The sequence below is a fragment of the Bradyrhizobium manausense genome (genome assembly GCF_018129685.1).
GTDB classification, from domain to species: Bacteria; Pseudomonadota; Alphaproteobacteria; order Rhizobiales; family Xanthobacteraceae; genus Bradyrhizobium; species Bradyrhizobium manausense_D.
In genome coordinates this window covers 271,294-296,928 of the sequence record NZ_JAFCLG010000002.1, presented here as the reverse complement: position 1 = coordinate 296,928, position 25,635 = coordinate 271,294, and the positions used below count along the sequence as shown (strand labels likewise).

General features: G+C 61.5%; 22 protein-coding genes, 1 tRNA gene and 4 pseudogenes. 19 read left to right on the top strand and 8 right to left on the bottom strand.

The genetic code is table 11. The features are described 5' to 3' along the window. Positions 1-45: 45 nt before the first annotated feature. From JQ621_RS09060 to JQ621_RS09050, 3 genes and pseudogenes are all read right to left on the bottom strand, one after another. A pseudogene (locus JQ621_RS09060) lies at positions 46-597 on the bottom strand (class I SAM-dependent methyltransferase); the annotation flags it as partial. Positions 598-803: 206 nt separating this feature from the next. Beyond that, a complete protein-coding gene (locus JQ621_RS09055) occupies positions 804-1,217 on the bottom strand; it encodes a YbhB/YbcL family Raf kinase inhibitor-like protein (RefSeq protein WP_249124988.1) in 414 nt (137 codons plus the stop codon). A gap of 198 nt (positions 1,218-1,415) precedes the next feature. Further along, positions 1,416-2,519: pseudogene (locus tag JQ621_RS09050) on the bottom strand (MFS transporter); the annotation flags it as partial. 158 nt (positions 2,520-2,677) lie between these two features. Here JQ621_RS09050 and JQ621_RS09045 point away from each other — a divergent pair. The 11 genes and pseudogenes from JQ621_RS09045 to JQ621_RS35980 all read left to right on the top strand — a co-directional run bounded on the left by JQ621_RS09045 (position 2,678) and on the right by JQ621_RS35980 (position 13,457). After that, a complete protein-coding gene (locus JQ621_RS09045) occupies positions 2,678-3,571 on the top strand; it encodes an IclR family transcriptional regulator (RefSeq protein ID WP_212234092.1) in 894 nt (297 codons plus the stop codon). Further along, a complete protein-coding gene (locus JQ621_RS09040; RefSeq protein WP_212234091.1) occupies positions 3,568-4,335 on the top strand; it encodes an enoyl-CoA hydratase/isomerase family protein in 768 nt (255 codons plus the stop codon). The genes JQ621_RS09045 and JQ621_RS09040 overlap by 4 nt, the downstream gene beginning before the upstream one ends. An 18-nt stretch (positions 4,336-4,353) precedes the next feature. Further along, positions 4,354-5,973: an acyl-CoA mutase large subunit family protein gene (locus JQ621_RS09035; protein WP_212234090.1), complete on the top strand. Its 1,620-nt coding sequence runs from the start codon at positions 4,354-4,356 to the stop codon at positions 5,971-5,973. Beyond that, positions 5,970-6,386 (top strand): cobalamin B12-binding domain-containing protein, encoded by a 417-nt coding sequence (locus JQ621_RS09030; RefSeq protein ID WP_212234089.1) that lies wholly within the window; start codon positions 5,970-5,972, stop codon positions 6,384-6,386. The genes JQ621_RS09035 and JQ621_RS09030 overlap by 4 nt, the downstream gene beginning before the upstream one ends. Further along, positions 6,383-7,507 carry a CaiB/BaiF CoA transferase family protein gene (locus JQ621_RS09025; RefSeq protein ID WP_212234088.1) on the top strand — a complete coding sequence of 375 codons (1,125 nt, stop codon included), beginning with the start codon at positions 6,383-6,385 and terminating at the stop codon, positions 7,505-7,507. The genes JQ621_RS09030 and JQ621_RS09025 overlap by 4 nt, the downstream gene beginning before the upstream one ends. Next, positions 7,504-8,439, top strand: coding sequence for a methylmalonyl Co-A mutase-associated GTPase MeaB (meaB, locus tag JQ621_RS09020; RefSeq protein WP_212234087.1), 936 nt, complete (start codon positions 7,504-7,506; stop codon positions 8,437-8,439). Before JQ621_RS09025 ends, meaB begins: the two co-directional genes overlap by 4 nt. Before the next feature lie 86 nt (positions 8,440-8,525). Next, positions 8,526-9,548: a TRAP transporter substrate-binding protein DctP gene (dctP, locus tag JQ621_RS09015; protein ID WP_212234086.1), complete on the top strand. Its 1,023-nt coding sequence runs from the start codon at positions 8,526-8,528 to the stop codon at positions 9,546-9,548. Next, the gene (locus JQ621_RS09010) at positions 9,482-10,087 is read left to right on the top strand and encodes a TRAP transporter small permease (protein ID WP_212234085.1); all 606 of its coding nucleotides are present in this window, start codon (positions 9,482-9,484) and stop codon (positions 10,085-10,087) included. The genes dctP and JQ621_RS09010 overlap by 67 nt, the downstream gene beginning before the upstream one ends. Continuing rightward, entirely contained in the window at positions 10,084-11,415 is a 1,332-nt protein-coding gene (locus JQ621_RS09005; protein WP_212234084.1) for a TRAP transporter large permease, read from the top strand. Before JQ621_RS09010 ends, JQ621_RS09005 begins: the two co-directional genes overlap by 4 nt. A gap of 40 nt (positions 11,416-11,455) precedes the next feature. Further along, complete coding sequence (locus tag JQ621_RS09000) at positions 11,456-12,649, top strand: CaiB/BaiF CoA transferase family protein (RefSeq protein WP_249125081.1); 1,194 nt, start codon at positions 11,456-11,458, stop codon at positions 12,647-12,649. An 11-nt stretch (positions 12,650-12,660) separates the two neighbouring features. Then, positions 12,661-13,457 (top strand): annotated as a pseudogene (locus tag JQ621_RS35980) (enoyl-CoA hydratase/isomerase family protein). 181 nt (positions 13,458-13,638) lie between these two features. Here the strand turns inward: JQ621_RS35980 and JQ621_RS35360 are convergent. From JQ621_RS35360 to JQ621_RS08970, 3 genes and pseudogenes are all read right to left on the bottom strand, one after another. Further along, positions 13,639-14,110 (bottom strand): annotated as a pseudogene (locus tag JQ621_RS35360) (IS3 family transposase); the annotation flags it as partial. 230 nt (positions 14,111-14,340) lie between these two features. Beyond that, positions 14,341-15,687: a group II intron reverse transcriptase/maturase gene (gene ltrA, locus JQ621_RS08975; protein WP_249124986.1), complete on the bottom strand. Its 1,347-nt coding sequence runs from the start codon at positions 15,685-15,687 to the stop codon at positions 14,341-14,343. A gap of 697 nt (positions 15,688-16,384) precedes the next feature. Beyond that, a complete protein-coding gene (locus tag JQ621_RS08970) occupies positions 16,385-17,632 on the bottom strand; it encodes a tyrosine-type recombinase/integrase (protein WP_212234079.1) in 1,248 nt (415 codons plus the stop codon). Between the two features lie 433 nt (positions 17,633-18,065). Here JQ621_RS08970 and JQ621_RS08965 point away from each other — a divergent pair, with 433 nt between their 5' ends. The 3 genes from JQ621_RS08965 to JQ621_RS08955 all read left to right on the top strand — a co-directional run bounded on the left by JQ621_RS08965 (position 18,066) and on the right by JQ621_RS08955 (position 18,924). Beyond that, positions 18,066-18,377 carry a nucleotidyltransferase family protein gene (locus JQ621_RS08965; RefSeq protein WP_212234078.1) on the top strand — a complete coding sequence of 104 codons (312 nt, stop codon included), beginning with the start codon at positions 18,066-18,068 and terminating at the stop codon, positions 18,375-18,377. A gap of 81 nt (positions 18,378-18,458) precedes the next feature. Further along, complete coding sequence (locus JQ621_RS35975) at positions 18,459-18,695, top strand: HepT-like ribonuclease domain-containing protein (RefSeq protein WP_409334213.1); 237 nt, start codon at positions 18,459-18,461, stop codon at positions 18,693-18,695. 152 nt (positions 18,696-18,847) lie between these two features. Beyond that, positions 18,848-18,924: transfer RNA gene (locus JQ621_RS08955), tRNA-Met, on the top strand. Positions 18,925-19,108: 184 nt separating this feature from the next. Here the strand turns inward: JQ621_RS08955 and JQ621_RS08950 are convergent. Further along, positions 19,109-20,056 carry a thioesterase domain-containing protein gene (locus JQ621_RS08950; protein ID WP_212234076.1) on the bottom strand — a complete coding sequence of 316 codons (948 nt, stop codon included), beginning with the start codon at positions 20,054-20,056 and terminating at the stop codon, positions 19,109-19,111. A 423-nt stretch (positions 20,057-20,479) separates the two neighbouring features. On the opposite strand from JQ621_RS08950, the gene JQ621_RS08945 reads away from it, so the two are divergent. Continuing rightward, complete coding sequence (locus JQ621_RS08945; RefSeq protein ID WP_212234075.1) at positions 20,480-21,256, top strand: cyclase family protein; 777 nt, start codon at positions 20,480-20,482, stop codon at positions 21,254-21,256. 163 nt (positions 21,257-21,419) lie between these two features. After that, complete coding sequence (locus tag JQ621_RS08940) at positions 21,420-21,962, top strand: DUF6985 domain-containing protein (protein ID WP_212234074.1); 543 nt, start codon at positions 21,420-21,422, stop codon at positions 21,960-21,962. A 206-nt stretch (positions 21,963-22,168) separates the two neighbouring features. Here JQ621_RS08940 and JQ621_RS08935 read toward each other — a convergent pair whose 3' ends face one another. Beyond that, positions 22,169-22,480 carry an ArsR/SmtB family transcription factor gene (locus JQ621_RS08935; RefSeq protein WP_212234073.1) on the bottom strand — a complete coding sequence of 104 codons (312 nt, stop codon included), beginning with the start codon at positions 22,478-22,480 and terminating at the stop codon, positions 22,169-22,171. Positions 22,481-22,576: 96 nt separating this feature from the next. Here JQ621_RS08935 and JQ621_RS08930 point away from each other — a divergent pair, with 96 nt between their 5' ends. From JQ621_RS08930 to JQ621_RS08920, 3 genes are all read left to right on the top strand, one after another. Further along, entirely contained in the window at positions 22,577-23,329 is a 753-nt protein-coding gene (locus JQ621_RS08930) for an SDR family NAD(P)-dependent oxidoreductase (RefSeq protein ID WP_212234072.1), read from the top strand. Between the two features lie 469 nt (positions 23,330-23,798). Beyond that, the gene (locus JQ621_RS08925; protein ID WP_212234071.1) at positions 23,799-25,013 is read left to right on the top strand and encodes an OpgC domain-containing protein; all 1,215 of its coding nucleotides are present in this window, start codon (positions 23,799-23,801) and stop codon (positions 25,011-25,013) included. Positions 25,014-25,054: 41 nt separating this feature from the next. After that, complete coding sequence (locus JQ621_RS08920; protein WP_212234070.1) at positions 25,055-25,546, top strand: DUF2059 domain-containing protein; 492 nt, start codon at positions 25,055-25,057, stop codon at positions 25,544-25,546. The last annotated feature ends 89 nt before the right edge of the window (positions 25,547-25,635 follow it).

The following is a 25,635-nucleotide window of genomic DNA, read 5'->3' as shown; positions in this document are numbered from 1 at the left end:
CAACAAAATCTGCGCAAGGCGGTCATTCGGATGCGCGCATATGGTTTAACAAATTCTGTTCCAGATATCGGCCTTAAAGGGCTGCTCGAACACGTATGATCCGTTCTCAGTCCTGGTCGAGTAGGCCTCAAATGCTTGCCTGATCGCCTCTCGTTTGCATTCAACTATGGCAAGACGAGACTTATTCGCGGCAGTCGTCCGCGAGATAAACGCGTCAAAGCCGGCGAAAGCTTCGATACGCGAGAATTCGATACGTTTCTCGTGGCGAAGGTCGGGTCTCGCAAAACGGCGGATCGCCGACTGTCCCTCCGGGCGGACGGTGGTTTCGTCTTCGATCGATTTGAACGCCTCGAAGAACGAACCTTCGGGCAGGGGTTCGACAACAATCAGATGGCCCCCGGGCTTGAGGACGCGTCCTGCCTGGAAGAGCGCCTGCTCCATTGATAAGACCTCGACGTGATGCAGCGAAATGACCAAGATCGCGGCATCGAAAGCCTGGTCGGCGGACGGGAACTGGCTGGCCGAACCTGTGCGGAATTCCGCAAGCGGCGCATTGCGCCTTACCGGCTCGATCACGGTCTCCTCGACGTCGATGCCAACGACCTCAAATCTGAAGGGCGTTTATCGGGCTGTCAGCGGGACTTAAGGTGTCCCGCATGATGACGGGCATTTTATCGCATATGGACGGAGCCATCTGCGCACCTCCAGCGTTCCGCTCACACAATAATTGACCGATGATCTGAACTAAGTCGGGAATCGTCTCGAAGCTCGCCAACTAACTCTTAGCCTGTGTCTAATGAGGTTCACCGCTTGAACAAACCCATCAATGCAGCCTTCGCGAGTGTGTTGAAGTTGAGATTGAACCCCACTACCGCAGCCGACGTATCCGACGTAACCGGAAGCGTCTCTTGCGAAACCGCAAATATTGTAAAGGTGTAACAGTGCGGATGATCGTTCGGCGGTGGACACGGACCGCCGTAACCCGGCTTTCCGAAGTCCGTCGGCGTCTGAAGAGCTCCCGCGGGGAGTTTGCCAGCCTGCGGGTTACCGGCATCGAGCGGCAATTCGGTCGCAGTGACTGGGATGTTCACGACCAGCCAGTGCCAAAAGCCGCTGCCGGTCGGAGCATCGGGATCATAGCAGGTTACGGCGAAGCTTTTCGTTCCGCTTGGCGCGCCCGACCACGTCAGATGCGGAGACTGATTGTCGCCCTTCAACCGGCGCCGAAATCTTTCGAGAGTATATGAGCTTCGGAAAGGTAGTCGTCGTCGCGAAAGCTTTGGCTACTGAGTCTAAAGGACATTGCGTCAGTCCCCTTATGGTTCGTGCCTCTGGTGTAAAGCTGTTTTCGCACAATCTGGTGGCGGAAGACAATCTCCGCCATTTGGTCCCTTCGCGCGCCGGGTTCAAAGAAATCAACCAAGCGAATCGGACGGTCGGGCTCGCGCATTGCCTGACGGACCTGCACGCCTGAACGCTCCGAGGATGCCGCCTAGCAGCACGGCCGCGCCCATGACGATATATGCTTTCGGGAAACCGACAGCGCTCGCCAGCGCGCCGAACAGTGACGGTCCAAGCACGATGCCAAGATAGGTGAACATCAGGCTTCCCGATGTCGCGAGGCCGACTTCCGCTGGCCTGACATCGCGCACGATTTCCGCCAGGAACACGCCGTTCCATCCGCTTGCCGTGGCGCCAAGCAAAATGACGACGGCCGCGATCGCGGCCACCGGCCATGCCTCCGTAAACAGGCTCATCAACCCTGCGGCTACTGCCATCAGTAGCGCGATGCCAAGCAGCAGCAGGCGAGGTGACGGCACCCGATCAGCAACGAAGCCCCAGCCGAGGCGGCCCACCACGCCGGCCAGCTGGCTGGCGCTCAGCAGCGCTCCGGCGAGCAGGAGATTCATGCCCGCGGCACTCGTCAGATAGACGACGAGAAAGGAGCTCAGGACCAGTTGCATCGCCGCGTAGACGACCGAACTCGTCGCCAGCGAGGCGAGGCCGGGGCGACGGAAAATAAAACGGACCGGCTCGAACAGGCTGGCGCTGTGTCCGTGCGGCTTGTCCGGCGGCTCGTTGCGAACGATCGACACCGCGACCCAGACGGCTGCCCCGAGCGCGGCGGTTACCCCGCCGATGGCCACGCAGGCGGCGTTCCAGCCCAACCCGAGGACGAGCGGCGGTGCGACGAGGCCGGCGAGTACGCCACCCATCGGCACGCTGGTCTGGCGCACCGAAACCAGGAAGGCCATGCCCGCGCCGCTGCGGTAGCGCGCCAGGACGTGCGAGCTCGCCGGCGTCAGCGGGCCGTAGCTCAGTCCGATGATGGCGGTCGCGAGCAAGGACGCGGCGAGATGCGGCACCGCGAGGAGCGCTAATCCGGCGCCGCCGGTCACCACGCAGGCAAAACTGGTGCGCAGTGGGCCCAGCCGCGTGATCAGCGAGGCCGAGAAGGAACTGCTGAGGATCGCGCCAGCGTAGACAAGCCCGACATAGACACCGGCGATCTGCGGCGAAAGGCCGAGAGAGAGAGGGCGATCTGGCTAGCCATGACGGGCGGGGTCATGCTCAGCATGGAGACGACGCATTGCGGAAAAAACGTCACCAGCAGAATCAGCGCTTTGCCTTCCGCTCCCACCCGCGCCATCGCGCCTAACCCTTAGCCGCGTCGCGCATGTGGACGCGCAATCGCAGTTGCCGGCGATCGGCGACCCAAAGTTCAGCAGCCGCCCCGCACCTCCGAAATCCCGTCAAATTTGCCTCCGCTACGGATTCAAGGCCCATCCAGCTTAGCGGATTGACTCGATTTACACAATATGGTGAAATATATTTCATGGATGTGAAATCAGCCAGCCGCACCTTGGATGTCTTCGAGCTGTTTGCGCGGGAGCAGCGGCCGCTCACTCTGTCCGAGGTCGCGGCAGCGCTCGATGCGCCCTTGTCGAGCTGTTTCAATCTTGTGCGGGCGCTGAAGGGGCGGGGGTTTCTGTTCGGCGTCGGGCCGCGCCGACAGATCTACCCAACCCGCAAGATGTACGACGTCGCCTCGGCGATCGCCGCGAGCGAGCCCTGGCTGCGGCGGATCATGCCGCGGATGGAGGCGTTGCGTGACGAGACGCAGGAGACCGCCATCCTCGGCAAGGAGCAGGGCGGGCGCGTGATCTACCTCGCCGTGCTCGAAGGTCCGCAGAACATCCGCTATACCGCGCGGCCCGGCGATCTGAAGCCTCTGCATTCCAGCTCGATCGGCAAGACGCTGCTGGCCACGATGAAGCCGCGTGCACGGGCCGACGCGCTGGCCAAACTGTCGCTCGACGCGATGACGGATGCGACCATCACCGATCGCGCCCGACTGGCCGAGGAAATCGAACGTAGCGCCGCCCGCGGCTATTCGATCACGCGCGGCGAGAACGTGGCCGACGTCATGGCGGTCGCCATGCCGCTGAAATTCGCCGGCGACACCTACGGAATTGCGGTTGCCGGCCCCATGCATCGCATGGCCGAACAAGTAGCTGATCATCAACGGAGGCTGGCGGACATCTGCAAACAGATCCAGGGGGACTTGTGAGCGAGCTGGTCGCCACTGCGTTCGAGGATGGCGTGCTGCACGTCACGCTGTCGCGTCCCGAGAAGCGCAATGCGCTCAGCAATGCCTTGATTGCGGCGATCGGGGCGGCCTTCTCGAAATGGTCCGAACGCGACGACGTGTCCGTCGCGGTTCTCACCGGCGCGGGCGACAAGGCCTTCGCATCGGGAGGCGACCTGAAGGAACTGGAATCCCTGCGCGGCGAGGCCGACGCGGTCGCTTTCGCGGCGCGCACGCGCGCGGCGCTCGATACGATCCGTCGCTTTCCCGTTCCCGTCGTCGCCGTGGTGAACGGCGATGCGCTCGGCGGCGGCGCCGAGCTCGCCATGGCCTGCGACCTGCGCGTCGCGATGGCGCATGCGCGCATCGGCTTCCTGCAGGCGAAGCTCAATATCGCGACGGCGTGGGGCGGCGGTACGGATCTGTTCAACATCGTGGGTCCGAGCCGCGCGCTGAGGCTGCTGGCCACGGCGGAAGTGCTCGGTGCGGCGGACGCGCAGCGGCAGGGGCTGGTCGACGCCGTGGCGCCCGAGGAGCCGGCGGCGAACGATTTCGTCAAGTCCTATGTGGCGCAGATGGCGCAGCGGCCCCAAGTGATGCGCGCCTTCAAGTCGCTCGCCGTCATGCATCGTTTCGGCGCCTCGGCGGAAGAGCGGGCGGTGCGCGAAGGCGCATTTTTCGCCCGTGCATGGGTGCACGATGATCATTGGACCGCAGTGGCGAAGATGGCCGGTTCAAAAAAATAGAAATCACGGGAGGCGTCGGTGGCCGTTTCAACTACTCAGCAGTCGCCGCGGGATGAGACGGTCGTGGCGCCGATGACGCCATCAGGCATCGAGCTGCCGCTGGTCGCGACCGCGCGCGATCATGCCGCCGACGACAGCCTGCCCGGCGAATATCCGTTTACGCGGGGTATCTTTCCGGACGGATTCCGCGGGCGCATGTGGACCATGCGCCAATATGCCGGGTTCGGCAGCGCCGAGGATTCCAACCAGCGTTACAAATTCCTGCTCGACCAGGGACAGACCGGCCTTTCCGTGGCGCTCGATCTGCCGACGCAATGCGGTTACGACCCGACCGACCCGATCGCGCGTCCCGAGGTCGGCAAGGTCGGTGTGTCGCTCTCCAATCTTTCGGAGATGGAGATCCTGTTCGATGGCATCGACCTTTCGAAAATATCGACGTCCTTCACCATCAACGGTACGGCCGCGATCATCTACGCAATGTACGTCGCCTGTGCCGACAAGCAGGGCGTGCCGCGCTCCAAGCTCACCGGTACGATCCAGAACGACATTCTGAAGGAATATGTGGCGCGTGGCACATGGATTTTTCCGGTGCGCCCGTCGATGCGGCTGATCGCCGATTCGATCCTTTACGCCAATGATGAGACGCCGCGGTTCAATCCGATCTCGATCGCCGGCGCGCATGTGCGCGACGCCGGCTCTACGGCGGTCGAGGAAATGGCCTATACGCTCGCCAACGGGCTCGCCTATGTCGACGAACTGATCGGACGCGGCGGCGACGTCGCGAAATTCGCCAAGCGCCTGAGCTTCTTCTTCTACGTGCATATGGATTTCTTCGAAGAGATCTGCAAGTTCCGCGCCGGGCGGCGCCTGTGGGCGCGGCTGCTCAGGGAGCGCTATGGCGTGACCGACGACAAGGCACTGATGTTCCGCTTCGGTGTCGTGTGCGGCGGCTCCTCGCTCACGGCGGCGCAGCCCTACAACAACGTGATGCGGGTCGCGATCGAGACCATGGCCGCCGTGCTCGGCGGCGCGCAGTCGATCTTCACGGCCGCCTATGACGAGGCGTTCCAGATTCCGACCGAGTTCGCCGCCGAACTCGCGCTGCGTACGCAGCAGGTGGTCGCCTATGAAAGCGGTATCGCCAAGACCGTCGACCCGCTGGGTGGCAGCCACCTGGTCGAATGTCTCACCGACCGGATGGAACAGGAAATGATACGCGTGATGGACGAGATCGACGCCTATGGCGGCGTCGTGAAAGCCATCGAGGATGGCTGGATGCAGTCGAAGATCGCCGAGCGCGCGCTCGAGCGAAAGAAGAACGTCGATAGCCGCAAGACGATCATCGTCGGCGTCAACGCGTTTGCCCGTTCGGGCGAGGGCGCGCCGACTGGCGAGGTATTTCGGCTCGATCCGGCCGCGGCCCGGCGCGTGACCGAGAAATTCGAGGCGCTGCGCGCGCGACGCGACAATGGCGCGGTCGAGCGCGAACTCGCGCGACTGTCGAAGGCTGCGGAGAACGACCGCGAAAACCTCATGCCCTATCTTGTCGATTGTGCGCACGCCTACGCGACGGTCGGCGAAATCGTCGAGCGGCTGAAGGGCCGCTGGGGCAATTTCCAGGAGCCAGTCGGGCTATGACGACAATATCAGCCGCCGCGCCGCTCAAGGGAAAGCGCATACTGATCGCCAAGCCCGGCCTCGACGGCCACGACGTCGGAGCGAAGGTGATCGCGCTGGCGCTGCGCGACGCCGGCGCGGAGGTGATCTACACCGGCCTACGCAAGACGCCGGACTATGTCGCCCGGGTCGCGGTCGACGAGGATGTCGACGCGGTGGGCCTCAGCGTGCTGTCGGGCAGCCATCGCGATCTGGTCCAGCAGACGCGCGCCAGTCTCGAGGCGATCGGGGCCGGCGACATTCCGTTGTTTCTCGGCGGCACGATTCCGGCCGAGGACTGGCCGGATCTTTACGCGCTGGGGGTGAAGCAGATCTACACCAGCGAGATGCCGCTGGCCGACGTCGTAGCGTCGATAGCAAAGACGCTCAAATGAGCGGTCCGTTGCGCGGCATACGGATTCTCGAGATCGGCCATATGCTGGCGGGTCCCTATTGCGGGCTGTTGCTCGCGGATCTCGGCGCCGACGTGATCAAGATCGAGCCGCCGGACGGCGATATTGCGCGCAAGGTGAGTCCGAATTTCATCGGGCCACACAATGAATATTTCGCCTGCCTCAACCGCAATAAGCGCAGCGTGGTGATCGATCTCGGCTCGCCGCGGGGACAGTCCCAGCTGCACGCGCTCGCACGTGACGCCCATGCACTGGTCACCAATCTGCGCCCGTCGGCGATCCGCAAGCTTGGCCTGACCTATGATGCCCTGCGTGAGGTCAATCCGGCGCTGGTTTGCGTCGCCCTGACCGGCTTCGGCATTGACAGTCCCTACGCCGACCGCCCTGCCTACGACTATGTCATCCAGGCCATGACCGGCGTGATGGAATTGACAGGCGAGCCGGACAGTCCGCCGACCAAGACCGGCTATTCGGCGGTGGACAATTCCGCGGGCATGATGGGTGCGCTCGGGTTGGTCGCCAAGCTGGTGCAACGGCAGGGTGGCCAGGTCGACGTTGCAATGTACGATGTGATGCTTTCGCAGCTGAACTACATCGCCGCCGCCTGGCTCAATTCGGGCGTCAAGCCGCGCCGCTACGCGCATTCAGCACATCCCTATATGGTGCCCGCACAGGTGTTTCCGACGCTCGATGGCTGGCTGACCCTGTTCATCACGCACGACGACTTCTGGCGCAAGTTCAGTCTTGAAGCCGGCCAGCCGCAATGGCTGACGGACGAAAGATTCGCTTCAATGGAGGCGCGGCGCGCCAATCGCGACGTGGTGATCGAGGCGATTGCCGCCGTGCTGCAGGGTTTTAGTGCGCAGGACTGGATGAGCCGCCTAGTGCCGCTTGGTGTGGTGGCCGCCGAAGTCAGTACGCTCGAGCACGCTTTGAGGAGCGAACAGACGCAAGCCCGTAACATGGTCGTCGAAATCGCGACGCTGGGCGGAACAATCCGTTCTATTGGTAATCCCGTGAAGACGGGTGCTGCCGAAGCGTTCCGGCCGCCGCCGCTGCTTGGCGAACACAACGACCTCCTTTCACCGGACGTGACGTCATGAACGCGCGTACCAGCGAACAGCGGCGCACCATGTCGAAAGCGCTGACCCGCGCGGCGAATGCCTCGGTCGCGGACGTGCTGCTGACGGCGCAGGGCAGCGCAGGCCTGTGCAGTCGCATCGGCGTCACAGGCCCGCCCGGCGCCGGCAAGAGCACCCTGATCGCAGCGCTCGCCCGCCGCCGCCTTCAGAGGGAGGGCGATATCGCGATCCTGGCGGTCGACCCGACCAGTCCAGTCAGCGGCGGCGCCATCCTCGGCGACCGGATACGCATGGAGGACCTCGCGCAGAACCCGCGCGTCTACATTCGCTCGCTCGCCAGCCGGCGAAGTCACGACGGCCTCGCCGACAATCTGCCGGATATGCTGGAGATCGTGGAACGCGCCGGCTTCGCCGAAGCCATCCTCGAAACCGTCGGCGTCGGCCAGGTCGAATACGCCGTGCGGCATGTCGTCGATACGATTCTGCTGGTGCTGATGCCCGGCGCGGGTGACCAGATCCAGGCGATGAAGGGCGGCATTCTCGAGACCGCCGACATCGTCGTGGTCAACAAGTCCGACCAGCCCGGCGCGCGGCAACTGGCCGCCGAACTTGCGGCAGTGGTGAAAAAGCGCGGCGAGGATGACGAGGGCTGGACGCCGCCGATCGTGCCGACATCGCTCAATGACCCCGCCAGCATCGAGGCGCTCGCCGCCGAAATCGACCGGCACCAGGCGTGGCTGGCGAACAGGCCGGGTACCAGCGGCCGGCTCGAACGTCGCCGCGCACAGCATGTCGGCAGCCTGGTGGCGCGGCGCGTCAGCGAAGTGCTGGACGAACTGCCGGCCGAGGTTCTCCGCGCGCCGCTCGCCTCGCTCTACGAGGCAGTGGTGCGTCGCCTCGCAGAGCATAACGACGGCGCAGCCGACGTGAACAGGAGAAGACGAAGAACGTAAGCAACGAACGTCAACGCAGGAACCCGACCGTGCAAGACAGGTGAAAGACCTGCCGGCGGAAAGGCAACATAGGGAGGATCTTAAATATGACAAATGGCATTACTCGACGTGTGGCGCTTGGCGCCATGGTGGCTCCGGCGATCATTGGCCTGACGTGCAGCGCGCGCGCTGACACGCGGACGCTGAAGATATCGCATCAGTTTCCTGGTTCGGGCGCCGACGGGGGTGATTTTCGCGACCGTGTCTGCCGCAAGTTTGCGGAGGAAGTCGAGAAGCGCAGCAAGGGTGCGCTGAAGTTCGAGATCTATCCGAATTCGTCGCTGATGAAGACCTTCGCCCAGTTCGACGCGCTGAAAAAGGGGGCGCTCGACCTCAGCCTGTATCCCACGACGTACGCCGGCGGCGAGATTCCCGAACTCAATATCACGTTCATGCCGGCGGTCGTGACGAGTTATGAGCAGGGATATCGCTGGAAGAAGGCGCCGATTGGCCGGGAGATGACGGCCATTCTGGAGGCCAAGGGCGTGAAATTGCTGACCTGGATGTGGCAGTCGGGCGGCATAGCCTCGCGCGGCGCGCCCATCGTCAAGCCCGATGACGCGAAGGGGCTGAAGATCAGGGGCGGCAGCCGCGAGATGGATATGATGTTCAAGGCCGCGGGCGCGGCGACGAGCAACATGCCGTCCAACGAAATCTACATTTCCATGCAGACCGGGGCGATCGACGCCGCTGCGACCAGCTCGACGAGCCTGATCTCGTTCAAGCTGGAGGAACTCAGCAAGGGCCTCACGGCGGCCGGCGGCCGCAACTTCTTTTTCGTGCTCGAGCCGCTGCTGATGTCGAAGTCGATCTTCGACTCGCTGCCGCCGGACCAGCAGAAGCTGCTCACCGAGGTGGGCGAGGAGCTCGAGCCGTTCGGCCTCGAAGGCTCCAAGGCCGACGACAAGCGGCTCGCGGACGTCTACGCCAAGGCTGGCGCGACCGTGAAGGAGATGGATCAGGCCTCGCTCGACCAGTGGCGTGCCGTGGCGCGCGAGAGCGCATGGAAGGATTTCGCTGCGCGCTCCGCGAATACGGCGCGGTTCCTGAAGATGGCGGAGGAGGTTTGACGGGGTTTCCGGAGCGGATGGACGTGCGCGGCTCAAATCTTCTGAGTGGAGTCGTCCGCATTCTCGACGCGCTCGACCGCGTGCTGATTTCGGCCTGCGCGTTGGCGACGATCGCGGCCGGGCTGGTACTGACCCATTCGATCGCGGTTCGCTACGTGCTGCACTCCTCGACCGACTGGCAGGATGAAATGGCGGTATTCCTGCTGGTCGGCGCGACCTTTCTGTCGGCGCCCTACGTGCAATCGATGCGCGGGCATATCGCGATCGAGGCGATCGAGGGATTTCTGCCGGAACGGATCGAGCGGGTGCGCGAGATTCTTTCGGACATTATTTGCCTGTTGTTCTGCGCGTTCTTCGCGTGGCAGTCGTGGCTGCTGCTGCTCGAAGCGATTGACGACGGCCGGGTAACGGATTCCGCCTGGGCGCCGCCGCTCTGGATTCCGTATTCGATCATGACGGCGGGCATGAGCATTCTGACGCTGCGTCTTGTGCTGCAGGTCGTCCAGGCGTTCGGTGGCAGAAGAGGAATCGGCGCATGAGCCCGCTTGCGATCGGCGCGCTTTATGGCGGCGTCACGCTTGTGACCTTGTTTGCCGGGGTACCGATCGCGTTTGCGCTCGGCGCGGTGGCGGTCGCTTTCATGATCGGCTTCATGCCGGTGGCCTCGCTCGGCACGGTGGCGCAGAACGTCTATCAGGAGATCGCCAACATTACGCTGCTGACGATCCCGCTGTTCATCCTCAAGGGCGCGGCGATCGGCCGGTCCCGCGCCGGCGCCGATCTCTACAATGCGCTCTACGTATGGCTCAATCGGGTGCCCGGCGGTCTCGGCGTCGCCAATGTCGTTGCCTGCACGCTGTTCGCGGCGATGGCGGGATCAAGCGCAGCCACCTGTTCGGCGATCGGCAGCGCCGGCATTCCGGAAATGCGGCGGCGCGGTTATTCTCCGGGTCTGGCCGCCGGCATCATCGCCGCCGGAGGCACGCTGGGCATCCTGCTGCCGCCTTCGATCACCATGATACTTTATGCCGTGGCGTCGGAACAATCGCTCGGCCGGCTGTTTCTCGCGGGCCTTGGTCCCGGCATGCTGCTGAGCGGGATGTTTGCCGTCTACGCCGTCGCGCGCTTTCGCAAGGAATATCGCGATGCCGCCCGTGCCGACACTGAGCATCCGATCCTGCGCAGGGATGTTTATACGATGTCCCAGCGCATTTCGGCCCTGCCGCGTATTCTGCCGTTCCTGATCCTTCTGCTCGGCGTGATGGGCGCTCTGTACGGCGGCTTTGCAAGCCCGGGCGAGACGGCGGGGCTTGGCGCCGTTCTGGCGCTCGCGTTGATCGCCATCATCTACGGCGCCTGGCGCTTTTCGGACCTGCGTCCGCTGCTCGTTGCCTCTGTGCGCGAATCGACAATGCTGCTGATGATTGTCGGCATGTCGCTGCTCTATTCGATGGTGATGAGTTATCTCCACATCTCCCAGAGCGCCGCCGAATGGATTGTCGCCAACCATCTGTCGCCATGGTCGTTGCTGATGGCCATTCTCATGATGGTTGTCGTGCTTGGCTTCTTCCTGCCGCCGGTGAGCATCATCCTGATGACGGCGCCGATCATCCTTCCGCCGTTACGCAGCGCTGGCTTCGACCTAATCTGGTTTGGCGTCGTCATGACCATCGTGATGGAGATGGGACTGATCCATCCGCCTGTCGGTCTCAATTTATTCGTGATCAAGAATATCGCCCCGGACATTCCGTTCCGTGATGTGCTGTGGGGCACGCTGCCCTTTGTCGCCATCATGATCGTCGCCGTGGTTTTGATCTGTCTTTTTCCAGGTATTGCCATGTGGCTGCCGAAGATTCTGATGGGATAGGCGCAGTCATGCCGACGACGAAAGGAACCAATTCGTGACGATGCCGCTTGCGGGCCTGCGCGTGATCGACCTGACGCGCGCATTGTCAGGGCCGTTCTGCTCCATGATCCTGGCCGACCTCGGCGCCGATATCGTCAAGATCGAACCCTTGCCGGACGGCGAGATGAGTCGCGCATGGGGTCCGTTCGACCACGGCGTGAGCACCTACTTTCTCAGTACCAACCGCAACAAGCGAGGCATCGCGGTAGACTTTCGAAAGCCGGAGGGGCTCGCCCTCATTCGCGAGCTGATGCGCAGCGCGGACGTGCTGGTTGAGAATTTCAAGCCGGGCACGATGGAAGCGATGGGAATTGGCTACGGGTCGCTGCGCGCGGAGAACCCGCGCCTGATCATGGCAAGCGTCACGGGTTTCGGCAGTTCGGGACCCGCCGGCCAATGGCCGGGATTCGATCAGATCGCACAGGGATATTCGGGGCTGATGAGCCTGACCGGCACCATTGAATCCGGCCCGATGCGGGTCGGCGTGGCGATCGGCGATTCCACGGCGGGCATGTGGGCCGCGCTCGGCGTGCTCGGCGCGGTGATCGCGCGCCACGCCAGCGGCGTCGGCCAGCATGTCGAAACCTCGCTGCTGGCGGGTCTCATCGGTCTCCTCAACGTGCAGGCGCAGCGCCATCTTTCCCTGGGCGAGATTCCCGCGCCGAACGGCAACGCCCATCCGGTGATCGCGCCCTACGGCACCTATCAAACGCGCGATGGCCCGCTCAATATCGCGACGGCGACGCAGGAAATGTGGCGCAAGCTGACCGAATGCCTCGGGCTCGAGGCGTTGATCAATGACCCGCGCTTCATCGACAATACCGCGCGGTTTGCCAATCGCGATCAGCTAAAGGCGCTGATGGAGGACAAGCTCAGGCAGCGCTCCAAGATCGAATGGACGCAGGAGCTGATCGCGCTCGGCGTTCCGGCCGGGCCTATCTACAATCTGGCGGAAGTGTTCGCCGATCCGCAAGTCCGGCATTGCGGCATGGTCGAGGAGATCGACCATCCGGAGATCGGCGCCCTGCGCCAGGTTGCTTCGCCGATCCGGATGGATGCACTCGGGCCGCGCACCTGCTATCGCGCCCCGCCGTTGCTGGGTGAACATACGCGGGAAGTGCTGATCGAATACGGGATCGCTCCCGAACGTATCGAGGCGCTGGCGGCCGCCGGCGTCGTGCGGCAACATCCCTGAACGAGGCGCCCATGGCCGGACAAATCAGCGTTTCACTCGAAGGCAAGATTGCGACCGTCACGATCAGCCAGCCGGGTAAGCGCAACGCGCTGACGGTTGAGATGTGGGGTGAATTGAAGTCGGCCTTCGAGAAAGCTGGCGCCGATGCGACCCTTCGCTGCATTGTGCTGCGCGGAGACGGCGACGAAGCCTTTTCGGCGGGCGCCGACATGTCGGAATTCGAGCGGGTGCGCTCGACCCGGGAGCAGGTGATCGAATTTCACGAAAGCTGCGTGCGCGGGGCGTTGACCGCGATTTTGGAATGCCCGATCCCGGTGGTGGCGGCGATCGGCGGCGTCTGCATGGGCGGCGGCTGGAAATCGCCGCCGTCTGCGACCTGCGAATCGGCGGTGAATCCTCCCGGTTCGGCGCGCCGGTGGGGCGACACCGGTTCCCGCTGGCGTTTGCAGAGACGCAGGCGCTGTTCCGCATCGTCGGGCCGGCGACGATGGCCGAACTTCTGCTGGAAGGTCGCATCCTCGATGCGCGCGAAGCCTTTGCGGAGGGCCTTATCACCCGCGTCGTACCCGATGCTGAACTCGCATCGGAAGCGCACGCTACCACGCGGCGCGTTTGCGAGAACAGCCCGCTCGCCTCGCGATCTCACGAGCAGCAGATCAGGCGGCTGACGCTGGACAGCAGTCTGGTGCCCCCGGAGGAATGGATGCGCGTCTACGCGTTTGCCGACAGCGAAGACTATCAGATTGGTTACCGTGCGTTCCTGAGCAAGATAAGGCGCGTTTTGTCGGCCGCTAAGCGAGAGGCTTAGAGATGCCTACGTTGATCTCCGCAAGACCTCAGCGCGTCATTCGCCCTGATCATCCCGTGCCGCGACGGGTCCGCAACTCACGGATGGCGATGGATAGCGGGCGACGACGGTGGACGGGCCGCCTATCATTGGTCAGACGCGATACAAGAACCTTGATCTTCCCCCGAAAAAATGGACAGGGTTAAGCTGCCTTTAGCTCCATCTCGATCGGGCTGATATAGCCGATGGCGGAATGGCGACGCGTGCGATCGTAGAAGCCTTCAATGTAAGCAAAGATATCACCTTTGGCTTCCTCCCGTGTTGCATAATTCTGGTGGTGGACCAGTTCGGTCTTGAGGGTGTGAAAGAAGCTCTCCATGGGAGCGTTGTCGTAGCAATCGGCCTGCTCATCGAGGCCCAGAAGCCGGCGGACTGCATCACCTTGCGATACTCCGCCGAGACATATTGGGCGGATTCAGGCCTTGAACGCCCCGATCTGAATGGTGGATCAGGCCGGCACCGGGCCGCTGCGCCGAGATGGCCATGCGCAAGGCTGCCAACGGCAGGTCGGCGCGCAAATGATCCGCCATCGCCCAGCCCACGATCCTGCGGCTGTACAAGTCCATGATGGCGGCCAGATAGAGCCAGCCCTGACCGGTCTCGAATGGAGTAAGAAGCGCATAAGCGCTTCTCCTCCCCGAACCGTACGGGCACCTTTCAGCGCATACGGCTCTCCGTTCAAGTCTGGCCCATGGCCATTGCGACATCCCGATATCGCGAGGTGATGGTCTTCCTGGGCGCCTCCCTGAAGATGTAGGGATTTGCTTCCGGATTTCTCCATCGGAACTGCCCCTTTGGACTGGATACCAATCGATGCAGTGCTTTCCCGACACGATGACCTCGTTCACTGACCCCGTGGACAAACCAGGTCTTGGCCTGCCCAGCGACTGGTGCTCGATACCAGCTCCGCATCAGTGGTTTGATGCGGCTCCGATACTTTCTCGCCAGCCAGTGCGCCATTTTCCAGAACACGACATGATCGACGTGCCGGAACGTGGTCGCAGTGAAGTCCGTGTAACTTGTAGAAGGCCGCCCAGCCCCGCAGTTGGCGGTTCAGGCGGTCCACCATATCGACCTTAGCAAGATCATGATCACCAGAGAGGACCTTTGATAGTCTGTGCGCGAACGCCTTGGCCTTCTCTTTGGGTATGGTTGTGACGACCGCCATCCGTCCGCTTGATCCCCGCTTGCGAATGATCCGATGCCCCAGAAAGACGAAGCCTTCATTGACTTGGGTGATATGGGTTTTCTCCATATTCAACGTCAACTTCAGCTGGCCTTCCAGACAGGCACGGCACTCCTCGCGGACGGCCTCAGCAGGGGCCTTCGTCCCTTTGACGATGACGACGAAGTCATCGGCATAGCGACAATAGGCTACAGCAGGTTTCCACTCGCGGTTCTCTCGAACCGTGATCGGACGACCCTGTTGAATGCCGAAGTTCCATGCCCAGCGATCCTTCCTCGCCTTCTTGTTCAGGTATTTCGCCTCCAGCCAGCAATCAAACTCATGGAGCATGATGTTGGACAGGAGTGGCGACAGAACGCCGCCTTGCGGAACGCCTTCACTGGCTGCGAAGAACAAGCCACGGTCAACGTGACCGGCCTTGAGGAATCGCCAGAGCAGATCAATGAAGCGCAGGTCCCTGATGCGACGACGTACGCATTTCAGGAGCAGTCGATCATGGACAGTGTCGAAGTAGCTCGCCAGATCACCTTCGATGATCCAGCGTCCCTTCGAGTCAGAGCCATCCTGCAACTGCATCCTCACTGTGCGAACCGCATGGTGAACACTGCGTTCGGGACGGAAGCCATAGGAGCCGGAGTGGAAGTCGCTCTCCCAGATCGGCTCCATGGCCATCAGCATCGCCCGCTGGACAATACGGTCCAGCAGGATCGGTATACCCAGTGGTCTCAACTTGCCGTTGGCCTTCGGGATATGGATTCGCTTGACCGGTGTTGGACGGTAAGTGCCGTCCAACAGGGCCACTCGCAACCGCTCCAGATGACGGTCCAGATCGGCAGCAAGTCGTCGCTTGTCCATTCCGTCAAGACCCGGTGTGCTGGCGCCTTTCGACGCCAGTACGATCCGGGCCGCCTCAGCAAGCCAATTCCTGTCGGTGACAAGCCTGAGCAATCGATCAAACCGGCGGGTCTGATCGGCCGCGGCCCATGTCGCGAGCTTGTGTTGCATTTCACTGATTATCAAAGGTCTTCACCTCATTAGGTCAGATCACGTGCACTCGAAGCAACTCAAACTGCTCCCCTTCGCCATGCGGCCGGCTTTCCCGGCCTCGGACTACCACGGAAGCTCTGCCAGCATGATGGACATCAGGGTCACTCCCTTGCCATTCCGCTCATGCCGTCCCTCGTTCATATGTTGGACTAACAGCGTATCGGTGAGGTTGCCGGTCGCAGTCTTTATTCCTTGCTTGCTACAAGTCGATGCCGTTGCCTCGGTCTGGCTGTGTTCTCCCCTCGGCCCCCGCAAGACGCCATACATCTGCGCTCGCGTTCGGGTGTCTCCGACTACATATCCATCGACACCATTCAGCATTCCGCCTGTTAAACCGTGTAGGTGGAGGCGACATTTCAGCCCACAGACGCGGGTGAACCGGTTCGTGTTCCTCAACCTTCCGATACTCAGCCTCGGGAATTATCTCGGCGTAACGGTTTCGCCTCAATCCCCTTTACCTGCGGGCTACGTCACCCTGCCAGTTGACAGCAGGTTACCGCCGCTTGGGCTCATGCTTCCCCACAGCAGGAAGCAGGCTCGTCAAATTCCTCCTTTCTCAATGCATTCCAAACATATGCCTCCCCGATTTCTCGGGGCGAGGCGCACCGCAGGGGACGTCAATGACCCAATCGCCGCCCGAGCTCCCGCGAAAAAATTAGGCTGCCGCTTCTTGATTGTCTTCCGCTTCCAATTGTTGGATGGATTGCTGGGCCTTCCCAGCGTTCGGCTTATCAAGCGTACCTAACAGGGCCAAAGCTAGGCGGTCCGAAATCTTTGTCGCAGCCTGCTTCACCGGATCGGCCGCGAGATGCGCATATCTCGCAGTCGTCTGAACCTGCGTGTGCCCGAGCAGTTTTCCGATCATCGCCAACCCTTCGCCGACGAGCAATCCGCCGGACGCAAATGTGTGGCGGAGATCGTGAATGCGTACATCGTCCAATCCGGCGGCCTTACGAATGCGGCGCCATGGATGTTGCAGGTCTGTCAGATGCGTCTTCTCCTTCTTTCCCACGATCACGAACGGATTGTCCTTCACACGAGGCAACGCCTCCAATAGCGCCACGGCGGCATCGCCGAGATGCACGGTCTTCGCGCCCGTCTTACTATCTGGCAGTCGTAATTCTTTCTGCTGTAGATCGACATAGAGCCATTCCAGACGCTGAATTTCGGACAGACGGCATCCTGTCAAAAGCAGGATCCGGAAGGCCGCAATCGCATATGTGGTCTCGGACCCGCTAAACTCTGCTGTTGTTAATGCCTGTCCGAGACGTTGCAGTTCTGTCGGCGACAGGAACCTTTCGCGCCTACGTTCGGGATAGCGTTCGACGTCCTCGCAAGGATTCGTGTGCTTGTCCCTTATCCCCCATGTCTCGGCGAGATTCATCATCTTCGACAGGACGCCGAGGGTGCGGTTTGCCTGATAGGGGATATGCGACAAGGAGCCGTGCAACTCAGCAACGTCGGCCGTGGTTACGGAACGAGCGCGCTGCTTGGCAAAGAAAGGGTCGAGAAACAATTCGACCGACCGCCGATACTCGGCTTGCGTTGAGGGCTTGCAGCGAACAGGGACATACTGGTCAAGAAAACGTCGTCCGAGTTCTTTCATCGTCGTTGACTGTCGGTCCGCATCGCGCAACGCCGCCGGATCGCCATCGGCGCCCCGTACGCTGCCGAGTTTGATCGTTGCTTCGCGTCGCGCCAACTCCGCAGTGACGATCCCAAATTGCCCGATCATCACCCGTCGCGTCCGCCCGTGACGCCGGTATTGCACCAGGAAGAATCGCTTGCCGCTCGGCATCACGCGAACGCCGAAGCCGGGAAGGTCGGTATCGAAGGCGATGTAGTCTTTGGCCGCGACCTTGAGCGCCTCGACCGTCCTCTTGGTGATCTTGATCTTCGCCATGCCACACCCGTTCGCGTAACGTTCCGACCCTCAGGTTTCTGGCCGGCTTATGTTTCGTGGAAGCGTCGTGGAAGCGGCGCGACGAAAGTCGTGGCGTAACGCTTCGCAGATAAGGTAGGAGCGACCGCGATAATAAATCAAGCCTGCTCAATGAGTTGTCGTGGAGTGGCGTGGACAGTGCGGTGCACTCGTAGAGTGGCGAAAACCGCTTTTATAAAACTCATAACCTGAAGGTCATAGGTTCAAATCCTATCCCCGCAACCAAATAAGCCTCTGACTATACGAGGTCTTAGAAAGCCGCCCTCCAGGGCGGCTTTCTTGTTTTGGGCTCTGTCTCCTCCCACCTCAGTCCTGATCCTTGCGGACGGAGAGCATCCAAATTTGGTCGGATGATTTGTAACATGTATCCTGACGGAGCCGGCAGGAGACGGATATGCACGCGGAGATCGAAAGGCATCGGGACGCACTGAGAGCGTTGTGTGATCACTATGGCGTGGTACGGCTCGAACTGTTCGGCTCGGGAGCGCGCAGCGACGATTTCGATTCGTCGAGAAGCGACGCGGATTTTCTCGTCGAATTCAACAAGGATAGCGGCCTGCCACCGCTCGACCAGTTTCTCGGCCTCGCCGAAGCGCTTGAACGGCTTCTCGGACGTTCCGTCGATCTGGTCGAGGCTTCGGCCGTCAAGAACCCCTATGTGCGCGCAACGATCAATCGGTCGAAAGAATTGATCTATGCCGCGTGATCCGCGTGCGTTTCTATGGGACGTGCAGCAGGCTGGCGAAGCGATTGCCGAGTTCACCGCGGGCCTTGATGTAAAGGTTATCTGGCGAGCCCGCTGATTCGATCGGCGGTGGAGCGACAGTTCGAGATCATCGGCGAGGCGCTGAACCGGCTGTCGAAGGACGCGCCGGATATCGCCGGTCGGGTACCCGACCTCAGGAAGATCGTGAGTTTTCGCAACCTCCTGATCCACGGCTATGCGTTATCGACGACGGACGAGTCTGGCAGATCGTCACATCCATGCTGCCCTCTTTGTGCGCCGCCGTCACAGCTCTCCTGAGTGAATTGGGGCCGCCGGACGCATGAGCGTTGGCCAGTTGCAGCGTCATCGCAAGTTACCACCGCGCTACCTCGCCGCGATCTGCCACGCGAACAGCGTCGGCCCTCAATCGACCGTCCCCGGCATTTTCACGAAGGCGCGCAACGGTTTAACGCGGGGTGGCGCAGCCCGGTAGCTCGTCAGGCTCATAACCTGAAGGTCATAAGTTCAAATCCTATCCCCGCAACCAAATAAGTCTCTGACTATACGAGGTCTTAGAAAAGCCGCCCTCCAGGGCGGCTTTCTTGTTTGGGGCGCGTCGCCACCGACGGGTCGAGCATGCGCCCGGGACTGACGACGTCGAGGCCCCCTATCGGACCCAGGCGACGATCGCTCGCGTGCCGAAGCAATTCGGAGCGAGGGAATCGGAAACGCTAATGAGATACAGACCCCAGTTCCGCGATACGCCCGAGGAGATGTTTCGCCACTGCGTATCCATCCGGTGGCCGCATCATGGTGACATGAGTGCATCTGATCTCAACAATTTCCGACACCGGCGCAATCTTGCGCCATGCCGCTGTGAGGTGGCGCAGGCGTGCTGGGTCTTGTATTTTCGCCGCATAAACCAGGACGCGGCCGGAATACTCAGTGGGGACGTAGTCGAACTGTGTATGAAAGAGCGAATGGATGTAGTTCGCGTGTTCGAGCGAACAATGGTTGAAATTGATACTGACGAAGTTTTCCGCAGTGAGTTTCCGCCGAACGACTTCGCCGCGCAGCTTCGTCATGATCGCTCTGTGCGCCGCACTCACCTTGTTGACGGCCTTTCGGCGTAGCAACTGGAAGGAGTAACGCTCCTTTACGACACGTGTCGTCCAGCGCGGCAGACTCCATATCGGCTCGAACCAATAGAATGGATGGCGCGATCCGATCGCGGCACCGGTGTTGAAGAGCTCGCCATCGAAGACGACCAGGAGGCTGACTTCGCGGCCTCGGGCACGAAGCTGCTGCGCCATTTCAAGTGCGATAACCGCTCCCGTTGAATAGCCTCCGAGCAGAAAACTTCCCTCGGGTTGAAATTCGACGAGTTCGTCGACGTAATGTTGGCTGATGGACCGGATGGATGAGACGAATTCCGGGTTGCGATGTTTGGTTGGTGTTTGGATGCCGTAAAATCTCTGTCGCAGTCCGAGCATCTTCGCAAAGAAGCGAAAGCTCGTGGCCACACCCGTCACGTCGTGAACGCAGTAAAAGGCCGGTCCCGTGCCGTCATCGTTGAGCGGCAGAATGACGTCGGTGACCCTGCGCAGGGCTTCTCTTGCAAACCCTGCCTCCGCCAGTCTCTTCATGCGGACAAATTCGTGCTCGGTCGCCACGGTCATCAATACCAATTTCGGCTGAAATCTATCGCTCTCACCAGCAACGACCCTGGAAACATTCATCGGGCCGCTCGCAAAAAAAAACTTACCGCCAAGCAGGCCGGAATCCGGCCGAGATCCACCACCGTCGTCCCCCGGCCGAGGCCGATATGGAAAAATACTCAATTCGCCATCGGTTCACACGGTGCTTACAACGAACGATCAGGCTCTGTTGGAAGCCGAAGAGAACGCCAGCCAAAATCTGACTGGCTTGTCGACGGGGATCGAATAACGATATCTCTATAAAGATAGCATAACACTAGTGTAAATATAGCATCACAGAGACGATTGCATCTGGATGAGCCATGCCAACTCGGCCAATGTCCAGCGTCGAGAGCATTGGAAAATCCCATCGGCTGAGCGGGTGTTACGGTGAGGGGGCATCGCATGACGACCAAGCTGATCGACATCTCGGTCCCGCTGCAGAACGATGTGCCGGCCGATCCGCCCGGCAATCATCCGACGATCCAGTACATCAATCACCAGCAGGGCCTGCCGCGCATGCTGCAGTTCTTCGACGGACTGAAGGCCGAGGATCTGCCGGATGGGCAGGGCTGGGCGGTCGAGCAGGTCAGCCTCTCGACCCACAACGGCACGCATCTCGACGCGCCCTGGCATTTTCACCCGACCATGAATCGCGGCGAGCGTTCCTGGACCATTGACGAGGTCCCGCTGGAATGGTGCTTCCAGCCCGGTGTGAAGCTCGACTTCCGGCACTTGGCTGATGGCTATGTCGCAACGGCCCGGGATGTCGAGGCCGAGCTCAAGCGCATCGGCCATGAGCTGAAGCCGCTCGAGATCGTCGTGGTCAACACCAGCGCCGGCGCCAAATATGGCCGGCAGGACTATGTCACGTCGGGCTGCGGCATGGGTTATGAAGCCACCATGTACCTGCTCGAGCGCGGTGTGCGCCTGACCGGCATCGACGGTTGGAGCTGGGACGCACCGTTCGTTCACACCGCGAAGAAATACGCCGAGACGAAAGACGCCAGCCTGATCTGGGAGGGTCACAAGGCCGGCCGCCATATCGGCTATTGCCATCTTGAGAAGCTGCACAATCTCGAACTGCTTCCGCCGACCGGCTTCAAGGTGTCATGCTTCCCCGTGAAGATAGAGCGGGCCTCGGCGGGGTGGACGCGCGCAGTTGCGATTTTGGAGGGGTAGCTGCAACCAAGCATGGTGCTGCGATCCAGCAAATCGAGGGCCGCTCCCATGGCCTTTGATTTTTGTGGCATGGCGACCGGGTCGCGGTCGGCCAAATCAGCTACCTGAAGTCGTAGCGATGCTGTATGAGCCTGAAATGCCCGCGGTCGGGGTAGGATAAAATATGCTCGATTTTCAGCAGGACGGACCTTTCTGGACGACAGAAGCGCAACTCCCCAGTTGGGCGGGCTATCAAACGCGCAATGGCCCCTATGGCTCGATCAGTTCGGACATTCCGTCCAACGGCGTGGTGACAATCTACGCGCCGGACCGCAACGAATCCCCGCCGACCGAGCAAGACCGTGCCAGCGTACAGTGGTTGCTCGATCATGAGGCCGCGGTGGCGTCGGCCATTCTGGAAGGTCTTCTGGCCGAGTATCCCAGGCTTCAACGACTTTATGATTATGAGCGCCCGGACCGCGAAGCGTTGATGCCCGACGTATCGTCGAGCAAGGACTTCCGCCAATTGATCGGGCTTCAAAATGTGCATGTCCTCCAATTGCTGAAGGACGGCATTCCATACGTCGGGTATGAATTTGGCTGCACGTGGGATGAGGAGCACGGTCTCGGCGTCCTCTTGCACGGAACGCGCGTTGTCGAAGTTGGCGACGCGCAGACGTCCTTTACGCTGTGGATCGCCGAGCAAGACGGTGGGGTGGAGACATAAAGGCCAGTCGCTGGAGCAGCCGGTAGCGTGTCAGGATCAAGAGCTGAGAGTCATGGGTCCAAATCCTTGTCCGCAACTCAATTCGGATTGACTGGTCCCAATACGAAAATGGCCCCCAGTAAAGCGGGCCATCTTGTTTTAGGATACGCTGGCGGCAATGTCAGCCGATGCCTGCGCGCTAATCTATTTTTCGCGCCCGAATGCGCTCACTCCGGAAAACTCAAAATCATCTTCAGCAGCTTCGGAAATCGCGCGTTGATGTCCTCCTCGCGCAAAACGTTGCGGTGCTGGACGCCTTGCTTTGAGGTCCGGATCAGGCCGGCCTCCCGCAGAATCCGAAAATGGTTCGACAGGGTCGACTTCGCCATATCAGGGCAGGGCGCCGCCTCGGTGCACGACATGCAGTCGTTCTGCGCGGCCAGACTCTTGACGATGCGCAGCCGCATGGGATCGGCGAGGGCGCCGAGCACCCCGGCCAGTGTAATCTCCTCCCGCGCCGGGTGAACGAACTGCGCCATGCACAAAATATAGCACGTCCCTTGAATTGGTTCAATAGTTCACTAGTATTGAATTATTGAAATATCGGCGTCCCGCCGAACAACGGAAGACATGCAATGACCAAGAGACTCGAAGGCAAAGTTGCGCTCGTGACGGGCGCATCCAAAGGCATTGGTGCGGAAATCGCCGCCCGGCTCGCGGCCGAGGGCGCGGCGGTTGCCGTCAATTACAGCTCCAGCAAACAGGCCGCCGACCGCGTGGTCGCCGCCATCGTCGCCAAGGGCGGCAAAGCCGTCGCCGTCCGCGGCAATTTGGCCGATGCCAAGGACGTGAAAAGCGTGGTCGCGGACACCGTGAAGGCGTTCGGTGCGATCGATATCCTGGTCAACAACGCGGGCGTCTACGAATTCGCCCCGCTCGAGGCCATCACGCCCGAGCATTTCCACAAGCATTTCGATCTCAATGTGCTCGGACTGCTGCTGGTTTCGGGTGAAGCGTCGAAGCACTTCAACGCCAATGGCGGCAGCATCATCAACATCAGCTCCGGCGTCTCGACCATCGCGCCGCCGAACACCGCCGTTTACACCGCGACCAAAGCCTCCGTGGATGCGATCTCGTCGGTGCTGGCCAAGGAGCTGGCGCCGCGCAAGATCCGCGTCAACGCCGTCAATCCGGGCATGATCGCCACCGAAGGCGTCGTGTCGGCCGGTCTGCACGAGGGCGACATGCGCAACTGGATCGAATCCGCCACCCCGCTTGCCCGCATCGGCAAGGTTGAGGAGATCGCGTCCGCGGTGGCCTTCTTCGCGTCTGACGACGCGTCCTACATCACGGGCGAAACGCTGCACGTCACCGGCGGCCTTCGCTGATCAGGCGAGCGCTCTGGCGGCCCGACGATCAGAAGGCCGTGGTCCGAGCAGGGTTCGGTGGCAACGTCCTTCGCAACCAGGTTCGGACTTTGCCGGCTCCGACAGGAAAATGGCCCGCATGGCGCGAGCCATTTTTGTTTCCGGGCCGGCGTTGCTGCAGCAAGCCGAGGCATGCTCGCCGCGGTCGGCCCGCTCGCGACGAGGTGGAAACGCACCCGCTGACGGCCTGCCCGACGGGCGGAGCGAGTTTTCCAAGTGATACAACGGCTTAGCTACTGTGCATGGGGTTGTTTTCGCGACCTTTTTGCGGGCTGCCCCGCTGAAACGACAAAGTCCCTTGCGCGGACGCGAGGGTCGGCTACCGTTGGCGCTCTAACCGCAGGGTTAGGTGATCTTTTGATTGATATTTTCTAGCATCCGATTGCATCCGCGCCGCGAAGGCGCGACGTCCACCGGGCGAGGCGGGGCCATGATCATACGAGACCAGGCAGCACTCTTGGCGCCGGTCGAGCGCGACCTGCGCCTCGATCTGTTCCGCGGCATCGGCCTGTGGATGATCTTCCTCGATCACATCCCGCACGACGTCGTGGCCTGGCTGACGCTGCGCAATTACGGCTTCAGCGACGCGGCCGAGTTCTTCGTCTTCATCTCCGGCTATCTGGTCGGCTGGATCTACGGGCCGATCGTTGCCGGCGGCTGGTTCGTCGCCGCGCTGAAGCGGCTGTGGACCCGCGCCGCCGAGATGTACGTCGCGCACATCATGCTGTTCCTGCTGTTCACGGCGCAGATCGCCCGAACCATCAGGAGATTCGACAACCCGATGTATGCGGACGAGTTCAACGTTCACAACTTTCTCGATCATCCGGACATCCTGATCGGGCAGGCGCTCACGCTGCGCTACAAGCCGGTCAATCTCGACGTGCTGCCGCTCTACATCACGCTGGTGCTGGCTGCGCCCTTCATCGTGTGGTGTCTGGTCCGCCGGCCGAACCTGACGCTCGCGGCGTCCGCGGTGCTCTATGTGTTGTCGCGCTGGTTCGACTGGAACATCGCCTCCTATCCGCCCGGCACGACCTGGTATTTCAATCCGTTCTGCTGGCAGCTCATGTTTGTATCCGCGGCCTGGTGCGGCGTCGGCGAGATTGGGAAGATCGCCAAATGGATCTGGTCGAAGCCGGTGATGGGCCTGGCGGCGGCATGGATCGCGTTCGCCCTCCTGATCGTGATGACCTGGCACGTCCAAGCGCTCGAGGCGCTGATCCCGAAATGGATGATCAAGGCGATCTATCCGATCGACAAGACCGACCTCGACATGCTCCGCTTCACGCACTTCCTGGCGCTGGCGATCTGGACGACCTATTTCATCCCGCGCCACTGGAAGGCGCTGCATTCGAAATGGCTGCGCCCGGTCATCCTGTGCGGCCAACACTCCCTGCCGATCTTCTGCCTCAGCGTGTTCCTGTCGTTCTCGGCTCATTGGATATTGATGCAATACACGCGTGGCGTTTGGGAGCAGCTGGCGGTCTCCTTTGCCGGCTTCGCCATCATGGTCGGCGCCGCGTGGCTGCTCGACCGCGCCGGGCGGGTTCCCAGCCTCTTCGTCAAGGTGACCGATGTCGACGAGCAGCCTGCCGTCGAAGGCGCAGCGGTAAAGGTCATCGGAGCAGCTCCGGCGAGCCGATGATAACCCATCGCGTCGCGCGGACGATTTTTCGGGAGAGAAGCATGTCGAGATTCTTGTTGACGATTGCCGGCGCCCTTCTGCTTCTCGTCTGCAACGCGGCGCAGGCGCAGGCGCCGTCGCCCGAGGCGATGGATGCCGCGCGCAAACTCGTCGCCACGCTGAAGATCGCGGATCAGTATCGCGCGGCTCTGCCGCAGCTCATGCTCAAACTGAGACCCGTGGTTGCGCAGGACAGGCCGGAGATCGAGCAAGATTATGACGCGTTGACTGCGCCGGGAGCCGCGATCTACGCACCTTTCGCCGCCGCCATGATCGACCAGATCGCCGCGCTCTATGCCGCCAGCTTCACCGTGGACGAGTTGCGCCAGATCGAGGCGTTCTATACCCAGCCTGCGGGCCGGAAGCTTTTGGAGAAATCGGATGCGCTGGCGCAAGCGAGTGCGCAGATCGGCCAGGACGCGAACCAGAAAGCTGTCGACGAACTGAAACAGCGCCTCACCGAAGCGCTGCGTCAGAAGGGGCACAAGCCGTAGGTGCGGCCTCTAAAGCATGATCCGGAAAAGTGTGCGGCGATTTTCCGAAAAGATCATGCTCAAGCAAGAACTCAAAGCGCGATGACGAT